This is a genomic window from Kaistia terrae (assembly GCF_026344005.1).
GTDB classification, from domain to species: domain Bacteria; phylum Pseudomonadota; class Alphaproteobacteria; order Rhizobiales; family Kaistiaceae; genus Kaistia; species Kaistia terrae.
In genome coordinates this window covers 1-22,367 of sequence record NZ_JAPKNH010000019.1, presented here as the reverse complement: position 1 = coordinate 22,367, position 22,367 = coordinate 1, and the positions used below count along the sequence as shown (strand labels likewise).

The window sequence follows — 22,367 nt, the reverse complement described above, 5'->3', positions numbered from 1 at the left end:
GCAAAACCTACGGGCCCAATCGGCGCATCATCGTCAACGAGTTCTGGAAGGACGCGCAGCTCGTGGGACGGATTTTCGAAGCGGCGTTCACCGCGGCCGGCCTGCCAGTCTGCAGCCCGCATAGCACGCGGAACATGATCGTCAGCCTGATTTATTCGCTGGGTTTGTCTATCGCGGTAGCGAAGGCATGGAGCCAGGGTCTCGGGCACAATTCCGCGCACACCACACTGACGAGCTACGGACGGCTGTCTAACGAGGAGCAGGAGGATCTCGTCCTCAACTCGAGCGGCAAGGCAGACAACCGCCTCATGTCCGATACCGAGATCGAAAAGATCATCACGATGACTTTGGCTCGCGCGATGAAGAAGCCATCCAAAGAGGACACGCCCGGGGGCAGCGATCCTTCGGCCTAAGGCGAGCAAGGGAGGGCGGCACATCGAAGCCGTCCCTCGATCTCATCCGGAGCTGAAGAGGCGGTTCGTCTGGGACTGGGCGATATAAAATCCACCTTGAGGTGCCGGTCCATCGTAACCCGGCGGCAAAACCAAAAACTCTCCACCTTGTGCTCGATCCGGCCCGGGGTGCCACTAGGCGTCGTCGAATGTTCCCAGAGCGCCGGGCGGTATCTGCAAGACCATAGGATCGTTGGTAAGCTCCGCACTGGGTGCGCCATCCTCAAATCCAGCGGCTCGATCCAGGTGTCGACCTTGGCGGGCGTGAGAATGGGTTGAGTGATCGCCGAATGAGAGGAGGCTACTCTCCTTCTCGCTGTCTCGGTGAGATTGTGCAAATCCCCTCCAAATTGGCCTAGCCCCGCCTTCCGGCGTCGATTTGAGACTCAGGGACAAACGGCAGCTTCGCACCCAATTGCCGCCACTCGCGCTCGCTCCGCGAAATCCCAGATGCAGCCGTTCGTTTAGGTGGACCGCAAAGGGACAATGATGAGCAGCGGTCTGCCCGGGTAGAAGCGTGATGGGTCGCAATTCTGGAGAATGAATATGGAAATCGGCATCGACAGCTTTGCTGCCACGGCAACAGGAACGAACGGTCAGATTGCGATCAGCGACGCCGATCGGATGGCCTTTCTGCTCGATGAGGTGGAGGCGGCGGATCAGGCCGGGCTCGATGTCTTCGGCATTGGAGAGCATCACCGCAGCGATTACATCGACAGCGCGCCCGCCGTTATCCTGGCGGCCGCCGCGGCGCGAACCTCATCGATCCGGTTGACCAGCGCGGTCACGGTCTTGAGCGCCGCCGATCCCGTACGCGTGTTCCAGGAGTTTGCGACCCTCGACCTGATTTCTCGCGGCCGCGCGGAGATCGTCGTTGGGAGAGGATCTTCGATCGAGGCCTATCCGCTCTTTGGCTTCGATCTGAACGACTATGACGCTCTGTTCGTGGAGAAGCTCGACCTGCTGCTCGCCTTGCGCGAGAGCACCCACGTTACGTGGTCCGGACAGTTCCGCGCGCCGCTGAGCGGCCAGGGCGTATTCCCGCGCCCACAACAGGAGACACTGCCAATCTGGCTGGGTGTCGGAGGAACGCCTCAGTCGTTTGCGCGCGCCGGAGCGCTCGGTCTTCCGCTGATGGTTGCTATAATCGGCGGGGAAATCCGACGATTCCGTCCCTTGATCGATCTCTACCGCAAGGCCGGCCAGCAGGCGGGACATGCTCCGGAAAGCCTCAAGGTCGGCTTGCATTTGGTCGGGTTCGTCGCGGATACCGCGCAGGAGGCGAACGAAGCCTTTTTCCCCGGCTGGCAGGAGATGTCTACTAAGGTCGGACGCGAGCGCGGATGGCCCGCCGCCACGCGCGCGCAGTTCGACGAACTGGTCGGCCCACGCGGTGCCTTTCTGGTCGGGGATCCAAAGAGTGTGGTGGCCAAGATTCGCCAGGCCGCGGAGGATCTGGACGGTATCGACCGCGTGACCTTCCAGATGAGTTCAGCGGCTGGCAATCAGCGGGCGATGATCCGCTCGATCGAGCTCCTCGGGCGAGAAGTACGACCGAGGGTGGGCGACGGCGCACTCTCCGGGCCAAACCGGGCTACGTGATCCTTACCGAACTTGCCGAAGCCAACTGCCGGCGTCGTTAGCCGGTGACATAGCCACGCTCATGGTACGGATCACCATCGCGGTCGCTTCCGATGGTGATCCGCAGAAGATGGGCGTGGTTCGGCGCTCGGCTCACGGAGCCGGAATGAGCGCCTTCTGGACCAGGGCCGTGTCGACGTACTGGACCATGGTCGCTATCTTGCCGTTCTTCACCAGATAGAGGTGTGCGAACGGCGAACGCATGGCCTTGCCGGTCGCCTTGTAGGTGCCGGAGTAAACCCCGAAGGCGGCGACGCGGGCGCCGTCCTCGAGATAAGTGTGGACCTCGGCACGATAGCCAATCCATTCGGTCGCGAGGCGGCGGAAAACGCCAGCCACGATCGCATCCGGCCCGGTATAGGTGCCGGCATAGGGGAAACCTTCGGCTTCGGTCCACGTCGCATCGGGGGCGAGAGCGGCCAGCAGATTGCGGCCATTCTCCTCCGATGCGCCTTCGTATGTGGCGCGGATCAGTTCGAGATTCGCGCCCATATCAGCCCCACTTCATTTCGCCTGTGATGACCTTGGAGCCGATGTCGAGCGCGACGCCCATGCCGAGGCCGGGGAAGCGGGCTTCCATCGCGGCCTTGAGGGTGGCCGAATCCTTGGCCTTGGCCACCTCTTCCTCGAAGGCAGTCAGATAGGCGATGGTGAAAGCGACGCTCGAGGAGTCGGTGGCAAAGGCCGGCGTCATATGGCCGGGCACCACGACCGTGGGTTTGCGCGCCTCGATCTTTTCGAGATTGGCAATCCAGGCCGCGCGCTGTTCCTTGGTCGGCGTGTCGGCCGTCCAGACATGCACACCGCCGAAGATCATCACGCCGCCGAAGACTGCGTTCAGCGACGGCACGAACAGATATCGCCGGTTGGCGAGGCCTTCGGCCGCGACGATCTCGATGGTTTCGCCATCGACGGCCAGGGTCTTGTCGTCGAAGATTTCGGGCATGACGATATCGGCGAGTGTCTGCGGGCCGTTCTCCTTGAGCTGCGGACCCCAGGTCGCGAGCTTCTTGTCGACGCTCGCCTTGATGGCAGCGACGGTATCGGAGGCGGCGATCACGCGCGCATCGGGGAAGGCTGCCTTGATCGGCTTCAGGCTGAAGTAATAATCCGGATCGGACTGGCTGATATAGATGGTGGTGAGTTTCTTGCCCGTCGCCTTGATCGCCTCGGCCAGAGCACGGCCATCGGGGAAGGTGAAGCCGCCGTCGATAAGCACGGCTTCCGTGGCGCCGGAGACCAGAACGGGCGCGCGGTAGAAGCCGTTTTCACCGGCCGGAAAATGCTTCCAGCTCAGCCCGGAGGCCGCATGACCAAGCCCGGCGGGTGCAAGGAAGGCGGCGGCACCGGCGGCGAGGGTCGTTGTCATGATGGTTCTCCTTGTAAGCATGATTCTCTCCTGGTGATGGGTTTCAGTACGCGAACTCAGGGCGGCTCTGTATCGTTACCGTCGGTTTCGAGAAGATCAGGTCGCCACGCCTGCGAGCCCGATCGTGTAGCTGGCTTGAAGAATGCCGCTGTCGAGCCTCTCGACATCGAAGATGAACCGTTCGACCTCGGCCGCGGTAAACACAAAATCGGCATTGTTCATCGTGCGGCGCTGCGGTCTTCCCGCATAATCGGGGTGCTCGCCGTAGATGAGATCGTTCAGGACGTCGTCAAAGAGCAATTGCGTGATCAGGAGTTCCCGGCCCTTGACCAGAATGCGCAGATGAATGTGGGTTGCCCGTCCGCCATACCAGCCGGGATAGATCGTCAGAAAACTTGCGACGCCTTCCGACCCCGTAATTTGCCGTCCGCGCAGGAAGCCGCCGTTCTTGGCCGGCTCGTCGCCCGGATTGCACATGGCGGCCGCGCGTCCCGAATAGACGCCACGAACGTCCGCATGCCAGATCTCGACATCGGCGCCGGCAACGGGCTTGCAGGTGTCGGACGCGACGACCCGCAGGCTGACGCGCATCGGCAGTCCGGTCACGCCGTCTGTGACGTCGTCACGGATCGGCACATCGTTCGTGTGGCAAGGACCGAGGATCTTGTCGGTCGTGACGACGCATTGCGGGTTGGCACGGAAGACCGGCGCCGGAAATTGGGTCGGCACGCCCGCAGTCCCGCCCGCGCGAAGGCTCGATATGGGCCAGTCATAGGCGCCGCCCGCCGTCGATTGGGCCTCCGCCCGGCGTGCAAGAGGGAGAAAGCCGACCGCCGCGGTGGCGAGCAGCGCGCCGCCGCTGGCAATCAGGGCTCTTCGCTTCATCGTCATTCTCCGTCCTATCCGCCATCGAACGTCATGTGCGCCTGGATTGACGCGCCCCGCTACTTGAGGAGCGCCTTGGCTCCGGCAGTCGCAACCGCGCCGTCATCCGGCAGCATGCCGCCGCTGGCGCCGATCGCGCCCACAACCTTGTTGTCGATGATCAGCGGTACGCCGCCCTCGACCGGAAACGCGCCCGGCACACCCAACAGGCTGATCTGGTTCTGCGTCACGATCAGGTCCTGGATGGCCTTGGTCGGCGACTTGATGCCGTTGGCCGCCTTGGCCTTGCCGATCGCAGCGTCGATGGTGCCGATGCCGGCCTGGTCGGCGCGTTCCAGATAGACAAGGTTGCTGCCGGAATCGACCACTGCAATGGTCATCTCCAGATTGCGCTTGTGCATCTCGGCTGCAGCAGCCTTCACCGCCTGCTTGGCCTGCTCGATGCTGATCGGCGTGCCATAGGGCACGCTCTGGGCAAAGCCCGTTGTTGGCATGTTGGCGAGAAGCAGAGGCAGGGCAATAGCGAGATATCTTCTTGGACTGATCATCATGGCTGGATCCTTTCATGAGCCTCGGTTCGGGCGGCTACACTCGCGAGGTTGTCGAGCAACGCCGGATTGGCGAATAAGGCATTCGCCTCGATCAGACGGCGTCCCTGCCGGTCATCGACGAGCAAGGCCGGGACGCCATGGGCTCCGAACGCGCGCATGGCGGCCCGCGCCGCTTCTACACGACGGCTGTTTTCGGCGAGTAGCTGCTTATCAAGAGCGGCAAAGCGGCCCGCGGCAGCTCCAAGATCGGCATTCGTCAGAATAGCGCCAAGCGCGCTCCTATCCGTCACATCAAGACCCGAGACATACCGCGCCTCCTGGATGAGCCGGAGTGCATCCAGTTCCCGCGAAGGCTGCGTCAGTGCAACAGCTGTCAGCGCCAGCGTGGCCGGTCCGGAGTCGAGCCGGCCGTCATTGTGGCCAAGGACTTTCTCACGGTAGTCGGCGCTGAATCGCTGCCCCGAGAGTTCGGCAATGCGCTGGTCGTTCGACCACGCATAAGCAGCAAACTGGCTATCCATCGGCCGTGCACTAAGGCCAGAGAATAGGCCAGTAGGAGCGAGTTCGATGGAGATGCCCGGATGCGCGGCGAGCCGGCGAAGTGCCGGCGAAGCGCCGTAGCACCAACCGCAGAGTGGGTCGAAGAGATAGGTGATCAGGGGTTTGTCGATCATGTCCAACTCCTTGCTTGGACCATAGATGGCACACCCTTATCCGGACGAAAATATCAGCGAAGGCGACAGACTGTATGCTAAAAGCATACAGTTATCCCTGGAGTTTGACCGGATGCTTCAAGCTACCAATCTGAACCGCCTCGCCTATTTTGCGGCCGTCGTCGATGCAGGCTCCTTCACCCGCGCGGCAACCCATCTAGGCATCACCAAGGCCGTGGTGAGCCAACAGGTGGCCAAGCTCGAGCAGGAGGTTGGCACTACCTTGCTAGTGCGCACCACGCGGCACCTCCAGCCAACCGAAGAGGGGCTCGCGCTTCATGCACATTGCGTGCGGATCCTGCGCGAAGCCGACGAGGCCTTCGCGGAGATCGCCCACGCGAGAGCCGAGCCGAAGGGCGTGCTCCGGATCACGGCGCCCTATGACTACGGCACATCGGTGATCGTGCCTCTGGTCACTGCCTTTACCGCGCGCTACCCGGCCTGCAAAGTAGAGCTGCGCCTGAGCGACGAGACGCTTGATCTGGTGGCAGGCAATCTGGATCTGGCTATCCGCGTGGGTTGGCTGGCCGATTCGAGCCAGCAGGCGCGGCGGATCGGGTTCTTTCATCAGGTTCTGGTCGGCGCACCCGACTTTGCCCTTCGGATTGCCGAACGGGGTGAGCCGAAGGATCTTCTCCTCCTGCCCTTTATCGCCAACACCGCACTCCGCGAGCCACTGCAGTGGTCTTTTTCACGCGGCGATACGGAACAACAGGCGGTTCGCTTCAAGGCCGTCATTACCATCAACACCACGCCCGCGGTCCATGGAGCCGTATTGCAGGGCGGCGGAATGTCGGTCCTGCCGGATTTTCTGGTGGCCGATGACCTGGCCCATGGACGGCTCGTTCGAATATTGCCGGACTGGCGGCTGCCGTCTGGCGCCGTCTACTCGGTCTATCCCGCGGCCCGCTTCCGCCCGCCGAAAGTCACCGCCTTTGTCGCCATGCTGACAGAGGCGCTGAAGCGGTAATTCTTCCGCCGCTGAAACAGTATCCCGCACAAAGGCCGATGATGTCTAACATCCTTCAATGTTTACAAGCTGCAGTATCCGGGAACACCCGCGTCCAGGGGCTGGTCAATTGCCCATCTTGCCCGGCGCCACCTAACCCGGCGCCCGTTGTCGCTGCGACCACTTCACCACTCACAAAACCGCGACTCCAAATTGGATCGCAACCGCCCGGCTCGTCTCGCCAGCCTGAACCGCCGCAACCACTCGCTCACGCAGAACATTTGAAAGAGGTCAGACCTTAGATGCTGGCGCCCTCCGCCCAGCCTCATCTTGAATCGCAATCTCGCTCCAACGAAACAGCCGTTCCAGTACCACTAGCCCCGGGACGGCGAGGTTACCCGATCCTAGGAGGAGGCGACTGCTGATTGCCCGCTCGATCCTGGGCTGGCAGCTTCATGATCACAATGAGCCCATGAGGTGAATTGCCAGCGAATTCCAAGGTACCAGAATGAGCGTGAGCAATATCCCGCACAATCGACAGACCTAGTCCGAAGCCGCCTTGGTCGATGTTGGGGCGCGCCGTATTCACCTTAAAAAACGGTTCGACGATTTTTCCATGCAGCGAAGGCGGCACGCCAGGGCCGTTGTCACGAACTTCGATCCGCGCTCCCCCCTGATGCACAGACAGATGCACTTCGACCGCCTTGGCGAATTTGGTCGCATTGTCCACGAGATTGGTGATGGCCCTGCCTAACGCGAGCGGCTTGCAGCAATAGGTCAAACGAGCAGGTCCATCATAGCGAACCGAGAAACCGATATCCGTGAAATCGGAACACACGGTTTCGATCAGGCTCGGCAAGTCAGCGCGGACGGTGGGCTCGACGGCGACGTCATCGGCGAGATACGTGAGCGTCTCCTCCATCATAGCGCTGATCGAGGCAATATCCTTCAACATCGCATCTCGCAGCTCGGGTTGATTCGATCGCTCAATGCGCAACCGCAAGCGCGTCAGCGGCGTCCGCAGATCATGGCTGATCGCCCGTAGCATGCGCGTGCGATCGTCGATCATTCTCCTTACCCGGCTTCGCATATCGTTGAGCGCACGGGCCAGATTGTTGATTTCATGGGCGCCGCGCTCGGAAAACGGACGCTCCGGGCCATCCTTTGGGCTCAGCGTCTGCAAGGCATTCGAAACATCGGTCAGGGGCGCAATAATGGCCCGTCCGGCATAGAGCGTGACGAACAGCAGCGGCAGCGAGAAGAGGACGAAGAGGGTCGTAATCGTGAACGCCCGAGTCAGGTAGAATCCTGCCCCTGAACCGCCCTCGGGCGAAAAGACTAGGCTTTCGCGAGCGTCGAGGGGAATGACGATGTTGAGAGCATTGTCCGAACCGGCGACGGGCCCACTGACGACCGCGCCGAGTGCCGTTGGAAGGCCGCGTAGAATGTTGGAGCCGGTTTCCCCGGGCACGCCTTCGATCGGGTGCGGAGCGATTGTTGCGCTAGATACGATACGTGCAGGAAGCCCCATCCGAGTCATGGTGTCGAGTATCGCGCCGACTTCCTGCGGCGTTTGCGCGTGGCGGACCTGATCGTAGACTGTTTCGATTCGGGAGGCCGAGAGCATGGGTTCCGAGCGCAGGCTTCTCGGACCGACACTGGTCGATTCGGCAACCACCACGATCACACAGAGAATGAAAATCGGTATGGTTGAAAGCGCCCCGATCTGCCAGCGGATTGAACTCATGCGCAGCCGCGCAGCGCGCCACATCAAAGTCGCTCGACGATCGGCGTGAATATGTAGCCGCCCAGCCTCACCGTCTTGATGAACGCCGGCTCGCGGGGATTGATTTCGATCTTCTGCCGCACACGACTGATGTGGACATCGACGCTGCGCTCGACCGGCCCGGCAAGCCCTGCATGGGTCATGGCGAGTAGTTGCTCGCGTGAGAGCACGCGACCCGCATTCTGGCAGAAAGCGTGCAGTATCTCGAATTCCGCACTGGTCAGCGAGACGCGCACGCCACCTGGATCCTGCAAGTGGCGGCCCAGGACGTCGAGGCGCCAGCCCGCAAAGATGACAATGTCCTGCTGGGCGCGGGTGCCCCAACCATAGGCGGCCCGGCGCAGTTGAGCCCTTATCCTCGCCATCAGCTCGCGCGTGTTGAAGGGCTTGGTAACATAGTCATCCGCGCCCAACTCCAGCCCGATGATACGATCGATGTCGTCCGCCAGCGCCGTCAGCATTATGATCGGCGTCGTAAACTTGGTACGGAGACGACGACAGATGCTGAATCCGTCCTCGCCCGGCAACATCGCATCCAGCACGATCAGGTCGAAATTGTGCAGATGCAGCATCTTGTCCAGCTCGAGACCCGACCCGGCGACAAAGGCTCGATAGCCGCTCTCATTGAGAGTCTCTGCCAGCATTGCCGCAATCTCAGCATCGTCTTCGACGAGCAGGATCCTGAAAGCGAGTTCGGGAGACGATTGCTGGACCATGGCGGGAGATGAGGCCTCGATGCTCGGGCTGGGATCAGATCGGGCAGGATGTATCGCGATCGACCTTCGCGTCTTGCCTAGAAGCGATAGCCTACCATCAACATGGCCGAGGGCTGCAGCTTATCCTGAACGATTGGGCTGTCGGCTGCGTCTCCAAGCAAATATCCGACGGCGGCCTGCCCGCGCACCATCCAGTTTTCGCTCGCCATGTAGGTGACGGACGCCTCGAGATCGACACGCTTAAAGCCGGCCCCGGCCTGGTAGACCGCCAGCCCCGAGTTCGCCGACTGCTCAGGCGCCACGCCGAAATAGGTCTCCATATATTTGCTGTCGGCCCAGGTGGCGGATACACCCGAGCGGAATACGAAGCGGTCGAGACGCTGAAAGACATCCATTCCGAGCTTTGCCTCCATCCCGTCGCTGCCGCCGATGATCTTCTCCAGCGAGGAGTAAATCTCGAAAGCACCGAGTTCATAGGCAATCGTGCCGCCAACTACGCCGCCAGCGTCGATATCACCCAAGCCCTGCAGATGATCGGAATCGTCTTCCTTGCGCCCCAGATCATAGCCGCCGCGAACACCGAAGCTGAAGCCATGGGTCTTATAGATGTTCACCGTCAAGCCGCGCGGGTCGACAACAACACGATCGCCGAAGCTGGCCGACACGAAGGGCACAGGCGACACCTTGTATTCTTTCGAGCCCTCGAACTTAGGCGCGATCATCGCACCGGCGCCGAGAACGACATTCCATTTCGCCAAGTTGTCCGAGAAATAGCCAAATCGGCCTTGGTCGACCGTGGCGGCAGGGCCGACCAAGTCGGGCGTGAAGAGATCCGCCGCAGCTGCCGGAGCAGTCAAGAGAGATCCTACCCCCGCCAGCATCGTGATCATGCGAGCGAAGATCGTGAATGACAGGGACATCGGCGTCCGTACTCCGAGGAAAAAGATCGCGCTCGAAGGGCGAACGCTTTTCTTACCGGACTATCTCCGAGACGCACGTTGGGAAGGATTTTGAAATGTTTCGATATATTACGTCAATCACTCACCTAAAGCGTTTAGCGGGCAATTAGGGCTTGTCGGTCTGACCTAGGGAGAAAAAGACCGGTAGGGTTGACCGATGAAATCTCCCCGGCACTCTATTATAAGCCATACTATGCGGAGCGGTCAGGCGCCACGTAGCTAGACTATGCTGAAGGCGTATCGCGCTCGTTCAGGTGCGGGACTTCGCGCTGGTGCCAGATCGGATAGGGCGGGCGCACCTCGCTGGCGCTGCCAAGGTGGGAGACCTGATCAGACTCCAACAGATCGTACCCAAGTTTTGAATCAGCCGTTCCTCGTTTCGCACCCCAATGATGATCGTAGAGACTGTCGGCCTGCCGAATAGCCAATTGAGGGCGATTTGCGGCCCCAAACTCGCGCACTCGATAAGCGGGAAAACTGCTTCAATCGAACTCTATCAGAGCGGGTTCTGGGTCACAGCGAACTGGTGGCAGTTGACCACTCTTACCAACAGTGACCCTAAAGGCTGATGTCCAGTAGGCATGAGACTGGACACTTTCATAGGCCCCTACTTTGATACTGCCGGGCATGGGAGGGGATATAAAATCAATGATCTTGGCCGCCTTGCGGTTCTGACTCTGTCGACGTCCTCAGTCGCCCATGGCGGCGGCTGTCGGAAAAAGCTTCCCACCTGGGGAGTGCTGTCAAATGGATAGGCACCCGCGCCATCAGCACAAAGCCTGCGCTCAAGTGCGGTCGGGGCCTATTGATGGCGGTCCGTGATAAATTGGTGCGGTGTCCAATTTCATGATCGAGTTAGTGCTCGACGAAGTGATGCAAGCCGACGCAGCGCATGGCATGCTCGACGTTGATCTTGCCCTATCCCGCATCTTTCCCGTGTGCGTGGCCTACGGGGATCCGAAATCGGACATTCAAGCGGCTTTGACCAAGTGCGCCTTGGAAAAGAACGTCGGGGCCAGCTTCAGGAACCGCGCGTTGGTAAGCTAGTGGAGGGCCGCCATTAAGCGCCGACTATGCCGACACCTTCCGCGCTGACTTGGATTGGTCGCGCACGGCGGCCGCCGGATGGGGAAGCGCCAGTCGGCTGCGGCGCCAAAGAGCTTCTGCCGCAACGTTCCCTCCGCGTATTGCTCCTTGTATAGGCCTCGGTTCTGCAGTTCCGGCACCACGAGATCGATGAAATCGCGGAATCCGGCGTCGAGCACAGCGTAGGAGAGGTTAAAGCCATCAACGCCCGTGTCGGCGGCCCAGCCCGCGAGTTCATCGGCAACTTCGACCGGGTTGCGGACGGAAACCGGGCTGAGACCGCCGATGCCGCACCAGTCGGCAATCTCGCCCGCCGTCCAGGAGCGTGACGGATCGGCGGAACTCATAGCCTCGACGACCGTCCGGATCGCTTCGCTCTCCACATGCTCAAACACATCATCCGGTGCGAAGCGGCTGAAATCGACGCCGGTCCAGCCCGACATCAACACAAGGGCGCCTTCGCGCGAGGCGTAACGGCGGTATTCTGCGTGCTTGCGATACCAGCTTCTGATCGTTGCGGCCGGCGTCGAGGCTGATGACCTTGCCGCCCAGCCGTTCGACCTCGGCGATCTGCGCCTGATAAGCTTTGAGATCGAAGAAGTGGTCCGTACCGACGATGCTGATGGCAATGGTCTTGCCCGCAAGCGACCACAGGTCAGCCGGCGCGGCGTCAGCGGCCGTTTCGGCGAGCGCACGCGAGGCACACAAGGGGACGGCTGAAGCCGCGGCGCCGGCAACACCAGCCTTCGGAAATGCCCTGCGATGCATAAATATTCTCCTACAGATTGTGACTGGCCTTGCGTATTTTCGCATGTAGCGGAAACAGGCCGGAACACTAAGTGACCCACCTCAAATGTCGACGTATCCAATTGTCGAGTTAGGTGCATTTCGTGACATTTTTTTGATTCAGAACGGACTAATCCATTCGTTCAGGTCAATTTTGTTGAATTAACCTATGAATTTGCATTCCAATACCATCATCTCAACCAGAATATTATTCTGATAGGCAGCACATTGTTGTACTGGCTGGGGAATTCGAACCTACGCTCACGGTGACAGCGGCGGCCAGGCACGTGCATCGTGCGGGGCTTCGACGGGGCTATCTCCCCTGCACTTCCAAGTGACAGACACTGCCCTCCTCGATCCAACCCTCATCGCAGGCCACGAGCCACGCCAGCGGAATGGCCTGCCGCTCAAACACCGATTCAGCCAGGTTGCACAACATGGGCCAATCTCTGATCATCACCGATTGCAATTTGCAACGAAATATCTGTATTACGGACCAGACCATCAAGCATCCGTTGCCGATTTATAGAACTATTCCAAATAGATGTCCGAGGATCCCAAGAATAGTATTCGCAGCGGCTTCCTCTCCGGCTATGCAGAACTTCTGAGGCATGTCACCAGGCGCCTAGGACGCGACGCGGATGCCGGCGACGTGATTCAGGACACGTTTCTGCGCATTCAAAGAATTCCGGCAGGAGCCGAGATTCACAATGCGCGCTCCTATCTCTACCGGATGGCGGATAACCAGGCGCTGGACCATCTGCGCGAACGACAGTCGCGGCAGCGCTATTTCTCGAGCGACGAATATGTCGATCCGGCCGACGATTCCCCCTCGCCGGAGGCCATCGTCGACTACCGGCAGCGTCTAACCCTACTCCAGCAGGCGATCGCCGAATTGCCGGCCCGCCAGAAGGAAGTGTTCCTGCTGCACAAGTTCGACGGCTTCAGTCATTCCGAAATTGCCGAACGCCTCGGCATCACGCGCAGCGCCGTCGAGAAGCTGGTCATGAAGGCGCTCGCCCATTGTCGCGACCGACTCGGCGACCTCATAGAGTGACAGTCCGGACAGCCGCCGTGATTTTTTTCACAAATGGGGTGAGGTGCTGCCCGCCCGGATCCGTCTCTATGCGGGGAATTGGGTTTTGCGTGCATGCGACCCGTTCCCGAACGTGTTCTAGCTAGTGGCCTGGATGATGCGAGCCGACAACGACAGCCAAAGCAACGCCCGTGAGGAAGCCCTGGCCTGGTTCGTGCGCTGTAATTCCGGTGACGCGACGACGGCCGACCGCGCCGTCCATGCAAGCTGGCTCGCGGCGAGCGATCGCAACCGGACCGAATATGAGCGCCTTGCCGGCGTCTGGTCTGATCTCGACCACGTGCCCGATCCACGCCGCAGCGCGGCGCGTCGTCCAGCCAGGCCTGCCGTCACCTCGCGCCGGGCGTTCCTCGCGGGCGGCGCGGCCGCGCTCGCCGCGGCCAGCGTCGTCGTGATCGCCAATCCGCCCGATTTTCTCGTCGCCGACCATGCGACCGGAACCGGCGAGCTGCGAAATATCAGCCTCTCCGACGGATCATCGGTCGAGCTTGATGCCGATTCTGCCCTCGCACTCGACTTCGGCGCGCGGACGCGCGATGTGCGGCTGCTGCGCGGCCGTGCTTTCTTCGACGTTGCGCCAGACACGAGCCGCCTCTTCAGCGTCCTCGCCGGCGACGGCAAAGTGACGGCACTCGGCACGCGCTTCGTCGTGCACGAATGGGCCGGCACGGTCACGGTCGCGGTGCAGGAGAGTGCGGTTACGGTCCGCGCGCCAGATCGTTCCGAGGCAATCGTCGGCGCCGGCCAGAATATTTCCTACGACCAGCAGGGGCTCGGTGCAGTCCAACTCGCCGACGTCGAATCCGAGACAGCCTGGCGGCGCGGCAAGCTGATCTTCGAGGACCGCCCGCTCGCCCAGGTGCTTGCCGACGTCAGCCGCTACCGCCCGGGGATGATCCGCGTCACCGACAGGGACCTGCTCGACCTGCGCGTCAGCGGCATCTTCGACGTCTCCAACCCCGATGGCGTGCTCGACGTGATCCGCCGCACCCTGCCGGTCCGGACCGTCGAGCTGACGCGCTACCTTGTGCTCCTGCGCCCTGCCTGAGGCCCGCCGCGACCGAAAGCGGTCGAACGGACCTCATCCGGAAATGTCGCGCGGAAGAAACCTGATAATAAAATTCATGTTTATGGTGAGGTGCTGCCGCTCGAGATCCGTCTTTGCGTCGGGCAGGTGCGTTCGCGCCTGCCCGACGATGCAGGAATTGGAGATCGTACGGCATTATGGCGAGCAATTTCGATTATGGCGCCCAGACCCGGCGCACCGGAGTTCGGGGTATGGCCCTGGTGCTTCTGGCGTCGACGGCAATCCTCGGGGCGCCCGGCCAGATGCCGCCTGCGCAGGCGCAGGCCAGCACGACCATCGATTATACCATCCCCGCCGGCTCGCTCGGCGCCGCTATTTCCCGTTTCGGCGATCGATCCAACCTGCAACTGCTCTATCCGGCGGACCTGGTACGCGGACGCACCACACCGGGCGTATCTGGCCGGATGACGCCGGCCGAGGCGCTGTCACGCCTGCTTGCCGGCACCGCCCTCGACTACAGCTTCACCGATACGCGGACCGTCACGATCACGAGCCGCGGCGCTACCGCTTCTGGAAGCGTGCCCGCGGCCAACGGCTCGCTCCTCCTCGACACGATCGACGTCAGCGGCGGCGGGCAGAACTCGGTCTACAGCCCGTTCGAGACCGCGGCGCCGACCACCTTCGTTTCGGGCGAGGCCATCGAACGCTTCCGGGGTTCGAGCCCCGCCGACATGTTCCGCGGCACGCCGGGCGTCATGTCCGGCGAGGCTCGCAATGGCGCCGGCTCGATCGACGTCAACATCCGCGGTCTGCAAGGCATGGGGCGCGTCACCACGACGGTCGATGGCGCCGAGAACGCGGTCACGATTTATCAGGGCTACCAGGGCATCTCCAACCGCACCTATGTCGATCCTGACTTCATCGCGGGCATCGATATCCAGAAGGGGGCCGACGCGTCCTATTGGGGCAATGCCGGCTCGGTCGCGATGCGCACGCTGAACGCCGACGACATCGTCAAGTCGGGAGAAACCTGGGCCATCCGCGTCAAGGGCGGCTTCGGCACTAACACGACCTCGCCTGTGGCGGGCAACAAGGCCGGCTATCTGTTCACCAATCCGCTCGGCTGGAGTGACCCGACGAGCGGCTACGGCTCGGCGACGCCGTCCACGACCGGCATGGACCGTCCCTCCTTCCTGTCGCCGACCAGCAGCTCGGGCAGTGTCGTCGCCGCCTACAAGGGTGAGGACATCGACCTGCTCGCCGGCTATGCGCGACGTAGCCAGGGCAATTACTTCGCCGGCGAAAATGGCGCGGCGGCCGAGCCGGTGAGCACGGGACAGCGACCCTTCTGCTACTCGTCCGGCGTATGCCCCCCCGAGTTCCTTTACCGCGACTACGTCATCAATGGCGGCCTCGCCAACTATCGCGCCGGCGAGGAGGTGCTCAACACCGAGCTCGACACCGAATCCTGGCTCGCCAAGATGACCGCGCGCTTCGGCGACGACCACACGCTTCAACTCGGCTACACCGGTTACCGCGCCGAGGCGGGCGACCGCATGGCCTCGGCGCTTGCCGGCTCGATGGGCCAGGCCGTGCAGCAGGCCAATACAACCGGCACCAGCCTCGACACGCTCAGCGCGCGCTACCGCTGGAATCCGGCCGACAACGACCTTTTCGACCTCAAGGCCAACGCCTATTGGAGCCATCTCGAGCAGCGCAATCCCATCCGAGGTGGCCGCTGGGGCGTGACCCCGGACTCGCTCGGCCTGGGATCGGATTTCCGCGTCGGCTCGGATAGCGACATGTGGGGCATGGATGTCAGCAACCTGTCGAAGTTCTCTTTCGACTACGGCGACCTAGACCTGACCACGGGCGTTTCCTATCGAGGCGAGGACACCCGTGGGAGCCTGCATACGGCGGCGCTGGAGGGCTGGCTCACGCCGCGCGACGGCATCCGCCACGAGGTCGCCGGCTTCGCCAAGGCGGCCTACATGCCGACCGACTGGCTGACGCTGAACGCGGGCCTGCGCTATTCGCATTTCTGGTCGAAGGACCGCGTCGATCCCTATGAGCGCACGCAGGTCACCAACGATCGCGTCGTGCTCGGCTACACCACTGACGCGGGCGGCTTCAGCCCCTCGGTCGGCGTAGTCGTCGAGCCGTTCGATGGCGCCCAGCTCTACGCGAATTATTCCAACGCGATGCGCGCTCCAAGCATTATCGAATCCGTCTCGGCCTTCAACAGCATGGTCGCGAACGACGGGGTGAAGCCGGAGCGCTCCAGCAACTGGGAGGTCGGCGCCAATCTCCGCCGCAGCGGCGTCCTCACGGAAGACGACAAGGGCATGGTGAAGCTCGGCTACTTCAACTGGGACGTGAAGGACTACATCGCGCGCGGGATCATCGTCGACCCGAGCAACCCCAACGCCCTCGCGCTCAACATCGGCAACATCGACCGGGCCAAGTTCTCGGGCCTCGAATTCGCGGGCCGATATGAGATCGGCGGCTTCACGGCCGATCTCGCCGCCAACTACTTCCTCGACGTCGAGTATTGCCGCACGGTCGACAGCTGCGACAGCAAGTCCCTCTATGCCGACTACGCCACCAACCACGTCCAGCCCGAATATGCGATCGACCTGACCCTGTCGCAGAAGCTGTTCGAGGACCGGCTGACGGTCGGCGGCCGCGTCTCGCATATCGGCCCGCGCGCCATCGGTCATGGTGACGTCACCGCCCAGGGCGCGCAGCAGTTCATCGCGCCGATCAACTGGGATCCCTACACGCTCGTCGACGTCTTCGCCGAATACAAGCTGAGCGACAGCGTGACGGCCTCGATCCGGGTCGAGAACCTGTTCGACCGCTACTACATCGATCCGCTCGGCCTCGTGGCCCAGCCGGGACCGGGACGCACCTTCTATGCGAGCCTGAGCGGCACGCTGGGCGGCGACCAGAAGTTTCCGGGCCTGCCGTCCGCGCTCAGCGGCAACGCTGATGCCGCTGGCGCCCGCGACTGGTCCGGTCTCTATACCGGCGTGCATGCGGGCGGCGGCTTCGGTCAGATCAAGGGCACCACCACCGCCGGCGATGGCAGCGCGGACGCCACCGCCGCGACGGAATCGGCGGACCTCAGACTCAACAGCGGCGTCTTCGGCGTACAGGCGGGCTACAACTGGCAGTTCGACAACCGCGTGGTGCTCGGCGTCGAGATGGACTGGGGCAAGACCTGGATGAACGGCAAGCAGAAGGCCGTCTCGACCGAGGGCGGTCTCGGCGCACTGGGGGCTGCGCAAGCGCTGACCTATTACGACATCGATTGGACATCGAGCCTGCGGGGTCGCCTGGGCTACGCCGCGGGTGACCGCTGGATGCTGTATGGCACCGCCGGCCTGACGCTCGCGCAGGAAAACCAGTCACGCGAGCAGTACAAGTCCAGCAACGGCAGTTCCTCGTCGCTGGGGACCGAAACGATCGCCGCATCCGTCGAGCAGGCATCCAAGACGAGGATTGGCTACACGGTGGGCACCGGCGTCGAATATGCCATCAACTATCGATGGACGATCAGCGGCAATTATGGCTATAGCCATTTCGGCAAGAGGAGCTTCAGCTTCGATACGGCACGCGCCGGCGTGGGCTCAGCCTACACCGAGATGAACCAGGTCGGCACGGAGATCCAGCCAGCGCTCCTCGCGCCCGACCATCCGCTCTGCACCCGCGCGACGCCTCATTCCCGATGCCGCGCGATGGAGGTTCCGATCTATGAAACGACGGACCACGAGAGCACCTACGACGTCGAGAACGGCCGGAAGGCATCGAACTCGTTCGACATCCATACCATCAATATCGGCCTGAACTACCGGTTTTGAGCGGGTCGCCGCTGTCGCAAGCATCCGTATTGCGAACGCCTCGGGTGCGGCCGAAACGCCGCCCCATGGGGCATTTGCGGGCCGCAATGCATCGACTGAAAATGCGCCCTGAGCCCCACGCATCTATGGTGAATGCTGCTCGCGCAGTCGAGTTGACGTCCAGCGTCGGCCGACCTGAAAGCTAGCCACTCGATGGCCGAGAAAGCACGCTAGCGAAGCCGCGGGGTCAGGGCCGAAATCGGACCGGCGCCGTGATGGTCTTTTTGACGCCGGGCGGGGGTGGCGGCACGGGGGAGGCCCGGCGCAGGAGCAACAGAACTTCCTGGTCCAGCTCCGGAAATCCCGACGAACCGGCGAGCGCCACGGCCAGCACGTTGCCGCCGTCGTCAATGGTGAAGCGGACGGTGACGATGCCGGTTTCGCCCCTCGACCTCGATCCAGCCGGATAGCGCTTGCGGCGCTCGAGATGCGCCATCAGCCGCGACTGCCACTTGGCCGGCGTCATCGACGAGGAAAACAGCCCGCTCATCGACTGCCGTGCCGCCGTGCGGTTGGTCTGCTTGACCTGGGCCGCCGCTTCGACGCTCGCTTTCGAGGAAGCCGAGGGCGCCTGGCGCGGCGGCTTCTTGGCCTGCTCCTTGGGCGGCTTCGGCCGGGCGTCTTCGACCACCTTGCGGACCGGCGGCTTTGGCCGCGGCGCGGGCAGAGGCACGGCGATGTTGTCGAGTTCGGTCTCGTCCTCGACCGGCTCGATCTCGTCCACCACCGGTTCGACTTCCGCAATTTCCTCGACCGGGTCGGTCCTCTCCTCGACGACCTCCTCGGGCTGCACGGCCTCGACGACCTTTTCCTCGACCGGTTGAATCTCCTCCGGCGTCGGCTCCTTGATCGGCTCGGCCATGTTCGGCGCGATTTCCGCCGCAAGCTCGGGATCGGGTGAAATCTCGGTCTTCTCGGTGACCACGGCTTCCGGCTCTGGGGCCAGCTCGATCATGATCGCCGGCGGCGGCGCCGAGTCAGCAGCGCTGACCGGCGGTTCGCGCATCAGCCACGCCGCCGCGCCGACATGAGCCGTCAGCACGAGGAGCGCCGCGGAGGTCCAGAGCAGGGTTTCACCGATCCGCGCACCCCGACCGATCGACCGGCCCCAGTCGATCATGGTTCGACCGGCCCTGTCGCGGGCGCCGGGGCGTCGCCGTCCGGTGCCGTCGCATCGGGAAGGACCTCCAGTCCGACCAGCGCGATCTTCAGATAACCCGCCTTGCGCAGCAGGTTCATCACGTCCATCAGCTCGCGATAGGCGACCGCCTCGTCGGCGCGCAGGAAGATGCGGGCCTCCTTGTCGCCTGAGGTGAAGCGATCGAGCGCTGCCGCGAGTGCCTCGCGCTGGACCGGATCATTGCCGACATGCAGCGCGAGGTCCGACTTCAGCGTCAGATAGAGCGGCTCGTCGGGACGCTCCTTCGGCTGCGCGGTCGAGGCCGGCAGGTCGATGTCGATGTCGACGGTGGCAAGCGGCGCCGCCACCATGAAGATGATCAGCAGCACCAGCATCACGTCGATGAACGGCGTGACGTTGATCTCGTGGTTTTCTTCCAGCTCGCCATTGTCGCGCTGACGGATGCCTCCGGCCATGTCCGTTACCCCGCCAGCCGGGCGTTGACCGGCACCTTGGCGTAATCGAGATCGCGACTGACGAGGCGCTCGACGCCGGTGGCGGCGTCGGTCAGCAACTGGCGGTAGCCGGTGATCGAGCGGGCGAAGACGTTGTAGATGACGACGGCGGGAATGGCCGCGACCAGGCCGATGGCGGTAGCCAGCAGCGCCTCGGCGATGCCGGGCGCGACGACGGCGAGATTGGTCGTCTGCGATTCCGAGATGCCGATGAAGGCATTCATGATGCCCCAGACGGTGCCGAACAGACCGACGAAGGGCGCAGTCGAACCGATGGTCGCCAGCGCGCCGGTGCCCTTCGACATGCGCCGGCCGGCCTGGGCCTCGATGCGGGCCAGGCTGGAGCCGAGCCGCTCCTTGACGCCGCCATCGCCCGCATAGCTGAGCGCGATTGCCGATTGCCGCAACTCATCCTCGGCCGAACGCACCATGAAGGCAGCGGGACCGCCACGGCCGGAAAGGACGCGGCTGGCCTCGGCGAGGCTGGATGAGGACTGGATGGTCGACAGCGCCCGGCGGATCCGAGCGCGCGCGCAGGCGATCTCGACTGACTTCGACAGCCATATCGTCCAGGTGATCAGCGAGGCCAGAGCGAGGCCTATCATCACCGCCTTCACCACCCAGTCGGCCGCCATGAACATGCCCCAGGGCGACAGGTTGTGCGGCAGGTCGCTGCGGGGTTCGGGCGAGAGGAATTGCGTCAGCATGTCGGCCGCCGAAGCCGGCTCGGCCTGGGTCGGTGCAGGCTCTGCGGCGACCGTGGGCGGCGTCGCGACGGGGGCCGGAGCATTGTCGGACGGCGCGACGGAGGCCGGAGCATTGTCGGACGGCGCAGCGGCGGGGCTGGACGGTGTCGGTGCGACCTCACCCGAGGCAGGTGGCGCCGTTTCGCTCGGTGCGGAACTGGCGGGAGCGGGCGCCGGGGCCGGCTGGGTGACCGGCTCGCCAGCAGCGGGCGTAGTGGTCGGGGCGGCGGGCGCTTCGGTCGCCAGGGGGGCTTCGGCAGGAATCGCCGTGCCCGCGTCCTGGGCGAGCGCGAGACCGACCTGCATCATCAGCGTTGCCGCCAGTACCAGTCCTCCGAGACCGCCGACCTTGCGTTTCCCTTGGGCGATCGCGGTGGCTGCGGCGGGCTGCGTCGGGTGAGGCATATCAGATCTCTTGCTCAGAGTGTACAGGCACGGTCCAGCTCCGGCCCGGCCTTATGCGGCCGGGCCGTCGCGATCCGAGACGACAGGATTCTGGGTGCCGACGGGCGATTGCCCTGGGTGCCTATACTCGTGGCAGCGGCGGGCGTGACGCCCATCGCTGCCTTGGGTCGTAGCCGTGATCCGCCTTGGCGCGCCGCGCCTGCGGATGTCAGGCGAAAACGTCCGTCACCAGACCATGCACGCGACGGAACGCGGCCCTGGCGCCTTCGATCATGCGCGCTTCCTCGGCTTCGTCGAGGTCGACCGAGTCGAGCGCCGCCGTGAACGTCTTCCAGTGCAGGCCACGGCCTTCCGGCGCGCCGGCAAGGTGGCGGGCGCCAAAGGTTTCCGAAAGGCCGAGCTTGGCAGCTTCCTTGATCAGGAAGGCCGCGCCGAGATTGGAACCCTCGGCGACATAGAGCCAGCCAAGCGCCGTCGGGATATCGGCATTGCCGTCGAAGGCGGGTGTCGTTGCGGCGGTCGGAACCGCGACGGCGAGATCGCCGAGATCCTGCTCGACATCGCCGAAGCGGCGCCGGCCGGCGAGGTCGGGCAGCAGGCGATCCAGAGCCGGGTTGGCGTAGAGCGCGTCGATATCGCGATGGAACTGATGCTGCACCGTCAGGAACAGCGCATAGCGTTCGCGGCTTTCGAACGGCCGGCCCGCCATGATCGACTGGTCCAGCCGGCTGTGCGTCTCGGTCGTTTCCGCCTTCAGCAGCTTGGCGCGGCTCGTCTCCAGCGGCTTCACCTGTTCCATCGTTTCGCTCATGGTCGGGTGGGTCTTTCCATTAAGTTGACTTTCTCGCCTTGGTATAGATCAGAACTTGGCTGTCAAGCTGGCTCGAATGGTGCGCCCCGGCGAAGGCATCAATCCGAGGGTAAGCGCGTCCATGTAATAGGCGTCCGTCAGGTTATCGATGGCCGCGTCGAGAGTGACGTTTTGGTTCACCTTGTAAGACGCAAACAGGTCGACCAGCGTGTATTTCTCCCAGTTGATCACGGTGGTGTAGCCGCCCGTGTCCGCATTGGTCGTGGTCGTGCCGCGATCGCCCATGTAGGTCAGGCGTCCGCCGACCTCGATGTCGCCATCCAGGAGGCGCACGCCAGCCGTGACAGTGCCGCTCTTCTTCGGGGGAACGTGCAACTGCGCGTAGCCGTTCTGGACGCCGGCCGGGCGGCAGGCCAGGCTGCCACCGGTCTCGTAGGCGCAGAAATTCACGTCGGTGTAGTAGGTGCCCGACAGTTCCGCGAAACCCCAGCCGACGTCATAGCCAACCGAGCCTTCCCAGCCGACGAACGTGGCGTTCGGGATGTTGCGGACGGTCACGGCCGGATAGTTCGTCCGGGTGAGGTAATCGTCGACGTCATTGTTGAAATGCGAGATCTTCAGGCGAAACTTGTCGCCCGCCGTCAGCACGTCGTTGCGCAGCATGTTGAAGCCGAATTCGGTGTTCCGGGCGTGCTCCGGCACGACCGAGGTCAGCGGATCAACGTTGAACGAGAAGCCGGTGGTCGATTCGAACAAGCTCGGCGCGCGGATCGCCTCGGCATAGCGGGCATAGAACTCGAGGCCCTGGATCGGCTCGATCGTCGCCGCGATGATCGGCGCGAAGCCGTCATT

At 63.0% G+C, this 22,367-nt stretch carries 21 protein-coding genes and 3 pseudogenes; 7 read left to right on the top strand and 17 right to left on the bottom strand.

Features of this window, described 5'->3' with window-relative positions; translation table 11 throughout:
• Both OSH12_RS25685 and OSH12_RS25680 read left to right on the top strand, forming a co-directional pair.
• Positions 1-413 (top strand): annotated as a pseudogene (locus OSH12_RS25685) (hypothetical protein); the annotation flags it as partial.
• Between the two features lie 585 nt (positions 414-998).
• A complete protein-coding gene (locus tag OSH12_RS25680) occupies positions 999-2,054 on the top strand; it encodes an Atu2307/SP_0267 family LLM class monooxygenase (protein ID WP_266346494.1) in 1,056 nt (351 codons plus the stop codon).
• A 132-nt stretch (positions 2,055-2,186) separates the two neighbouring features.
• Here OSH12_RS25680 and OSH12_RS25675 read toward each other — a convergent pair whose 3' ends face one another.
• The 5 genes from OSH12_RS25675 to OSH12_RS25655 all read right to left on the bottom strand — a co-directional run bounded on the left by OSH12_RS25675 (position 2,187) and on the right by OSH12_RS25655 (position 5,572).
• Positions 2,187-2,585, bottom strand: a complete 399-nt coding sequence (locus OSH12_RS25675) for a nuclear transport factor 2 family protein (protein ID WP_266346493.1) — start codon at positions 2,583-2,585, stop codon at positions 2,187-2,189.
• Between the two features lies 1 nt (position 2,586).
• Positions 2,587-3,483 (bottom strand): MBL fold metallo-hydrolase, encoded by an 897-nt coding sequence (locus OSH12_RS25670; RefSeq protein WP_266346492.1) that lies wholly within the window; start codon positions 3,481-3,483, stop codon positions 2,587-2,589.
• Positions 3,484-3,558: 75 nt separating this feature from the next.
• Positions 3,559-4,347, bottom strand: a complete 789-nt coding sequence (locus OSH12_RS25665) for a dioxygenase family protein (protein ID WP_266346491.1) — start codon at positions 4,345-4,347, stop codon at positions 3,559-3,561.
• Between the two features lie 59 nt (positions 4,348-4,406).
• Entirely contained in the window at positions 4,407-4,898 is a 492-nt protein-coding gene (locus tag OSH12_RS25660; RefSeq protein WP_266346490.1) for a GlcG/HbpS family heme-binding protein, read from the bottom strand.
• Positions 4,895-5,572 (bottom strand): DsbA family protein, encoded by a 678-nt coding sequence (locus OSH12_RS25655; protein WP_266346489.1) that lies wholly within the window; start codon positions 5,570-5,572, stop codon positions 4,895-4,897. Before OSH12_RS25655 ends, OSH12_RS25660 begins: the two co-directional genes overlap by 4 nt.
• A gap of 112 nt (positions 5,573-5,684) precedes the next feature.
• On the opposite strand from OSH12_RS25655, the gene OSH12_RS25650 reads away from it, so the two are divergent.
• Positions 5,685-6,581, top strand: a complete 897-nt coding sequence (locus tag OSH12_RS25650; RefSeq protein WP_266346496.1) for a LysR family transcriptional regulator — start codon at positions 5,685-5,687, stop codon at positions 6,579-6,581.
• A gap of 135 nt (positions 6,582-6,716) precedes the next feature.
• Here the strand turns inward: OSH12_RS25650 and OSH12_RS25645 are convergent.
• From OSH12_RS25645 to OSH12_RS25625, 5 genes and pseudogenes are all read right to left on the bottom strand, one after another.
• Positions 6,717-6,836 (bottom strand): annotated as a pseudogene (locus OSH12_RS25645) (IS630 family transposase); the annotation flags it as partial.
• A 118-nt stretch (positions 6,837-6,954) separates the two neighbouring features.
• Positions 6,955-8,331: a sensor histidine kinase gene (locus tag OSH12_RS25640; RefSeq protein WP_266346488.1), complete on the bottom strand. Its 1,377-nt coding sequence runs from the start codon at positions 8,329-8,331 to the stop codon at positions 6,955-6,957.
• A complete protein-coding gene (locus OSH12_RS25635) occupies positions 8,331-9,062 on the bottom strand; it encodes a response regulator (protein WP_266346487.1) in 732 nt (243 codons plus the stop codon). Before OSH12_RS25635 ends, OSH12_RS25640 begins: the two co-directional genes overlap by 1 nt.
• A 77-nt stretch (positions 9,063-9,139) precedes the next feature.
• On the bottom strand, positions 9,140-9,982 hold the full coding sequence (locus OSH12_RS25630) for a MipA/OmpV family protein (protein WP_266346486.1): 843 nt from the start codon (positions 9,980-9,982) through the stop codon (positions 9,140-9,142).
• Positions 9,983-10,245: 263 nt separating this feature from the next.
• Positions 10,246-10,466 (bottom strand): annotated as a pseudogene (locus OSH12_RS25625) (aldo/keto reductase); the annotation flags it as partial.
• Positions 10,467-10,867: 401 nt separating this feature from the next.
• On the opposite strand from OSH12_RS25625, the gene OSH12_RS25620 reads away from it, so the two are divergent.
• Positions 10,868-11,068, top strand: coding sequence for a hypothetical protein (locus OSH12_RS25620; RefSeq protein WP_266346485.1), 201 nt, complete (start codon positions 10,868-10,870; stop codon positions 11,066-11,068).
• On the opposite strand, the gene OSH12_RS25615 is transcribed toward OSH12_RS25620, so the two are convergent.
• Together OSH12_RS25615 and OSH12_RS25610 are read right to left on the bottom strand one after the other, a co-directional pair.
• A complete protein-coding gene (locus tag OSH12_RS25615; RefSeq protein ID WP_266346484.1) occupies positions 11,065-11,550 on the bottom strand; it encodes an LLM class oxidoreductase in 486 nt (161 codons plus the stop codon). The genes OSH12_RS25620 and OSH12_RS25615 overlap by 4 nt on opposite strands.
• The gene (locus OSH12_RS25610) at positions 11,504-11,875 is read right to left on the bottom strand and encodes a hypothetical protein (protein ID WP_380224766.1); all 372 of its coding nucleotides are present in this window, start codon (positions 11,873-11,875) and stop codon (positions 11,504-11,506) included. The genes OSH12_RS25615 and OSH12_RS25610 overlap by 47 nt, the downstream gene beginning before the upstream one ends.
• A gap of 562 nt (positions 11,876-12,437) precedes the next feature.
• Between OSH12_RS25610 and OSH12_RS25605 the strand changes: the two genes are divergently transcribed.
• The 3 genes from OSH12_RS25605 (at position 12,438) to OSH12_RS25595 (ending at position 17,879) form a co-directional block, all read left to right on the top strand.
• Entirely contained in the window at positions 12,438-12,950 is a 513-nt protein-coding gene (locus OSH12_RS25605; RefSeq protein ID WP_266346483.1) for an RNA polymerase sigma factor, read from the top strand.
• Between the two features lie 133 nt (positions 12,951-13,083).
• Positions 13,084-14,037, top strand: a complete 954-nt coding sequence (locus tag OSH12_RS25600) for a FecR family protein (protein ID WP_266346482.1) — start codon at positions 13,084-13,086, stop codon at positions 14,035-14,037.
• 230 nt (positions 14,038-14,267) lie between these two features.
• The gene (locus tag OSH12_RS25595; protein ID WP_266346481.1) at positions 14,268-17,879 is read left to right on the top strand and encodes a TonB-dependent receptor domain-containing protein; all 3,612 of its coding nucleotides are present in this window, start codon (positions 14,268-14,270) and stop codon (positions 17,877-17,879) included.
• Positions 17,880-18,105: 226 nt separating this feature from the next.
• Here OSH12_RS25595 and OSH12_RS25590 read toward each other — a convergent pair whose 3' ends face one another.
• The 5 genes from OSH12_RS25590 to OSH12_RS25570 all read right to left on the bottom strand — a co-directional run.
• Entirely contained in the window at positions 18,106-19,038 is a 933-nt protein-coding gene (locus OSH12_RS25590; RefSeq protein WP_266346480.1) for an energy transducer TonB family protein, read from the bottom strand.
• On the bottom strand, positions 19,035-19,514 hold the full coding sequence (exbD, locus tag OSH12_RS25585; RefSeq protein WP_266346479.1) for a TonB system transport protein ExbD: 480 nt from the start codon (positions 19,512-19,514) through the stop codon (positions 19,035-19,037). Before exbD ends, OSH12_RS25590 begins: the two co-directional genes overlap by 4 nt.
• Positions 19,515-19,519: 5 nt before the next feature.
• On the bottom strand, positions 19,520-20,704 hold the full coding sequence (gene exbB / locus OSH12_RS25580; protein WP_323180738.1) for a tonB-system energizer ExbB: 1,185 nt from the start codon (positions 20,702-20,704) through the stop codon (positions 19,520-19,522).
• Between the two features lie 208 nt (positions 20,705-20,912).
• On the bottom strand, positions 20,913-21,515 hold the full coding sequence (locus tag OSH12_RS25575; protein ID WP_266346478.1) for a biliverdin-producing heme oxygenase: 603 nt from the start codon (positions 21,513-21,515) through the stop codon (positions 20,913-20,915).
• A gap of 48 nt (positions 21,516-21,563) precedes the next feature.
• A partial coding sequence (locus OSH12_RS25570) for a TonB-dependent receptor domain-containing protein (protein ID WP_266346477.1) occupies positions 21,564-22,367 on the bottom strand: 804 nt, incomplete at its 5' end.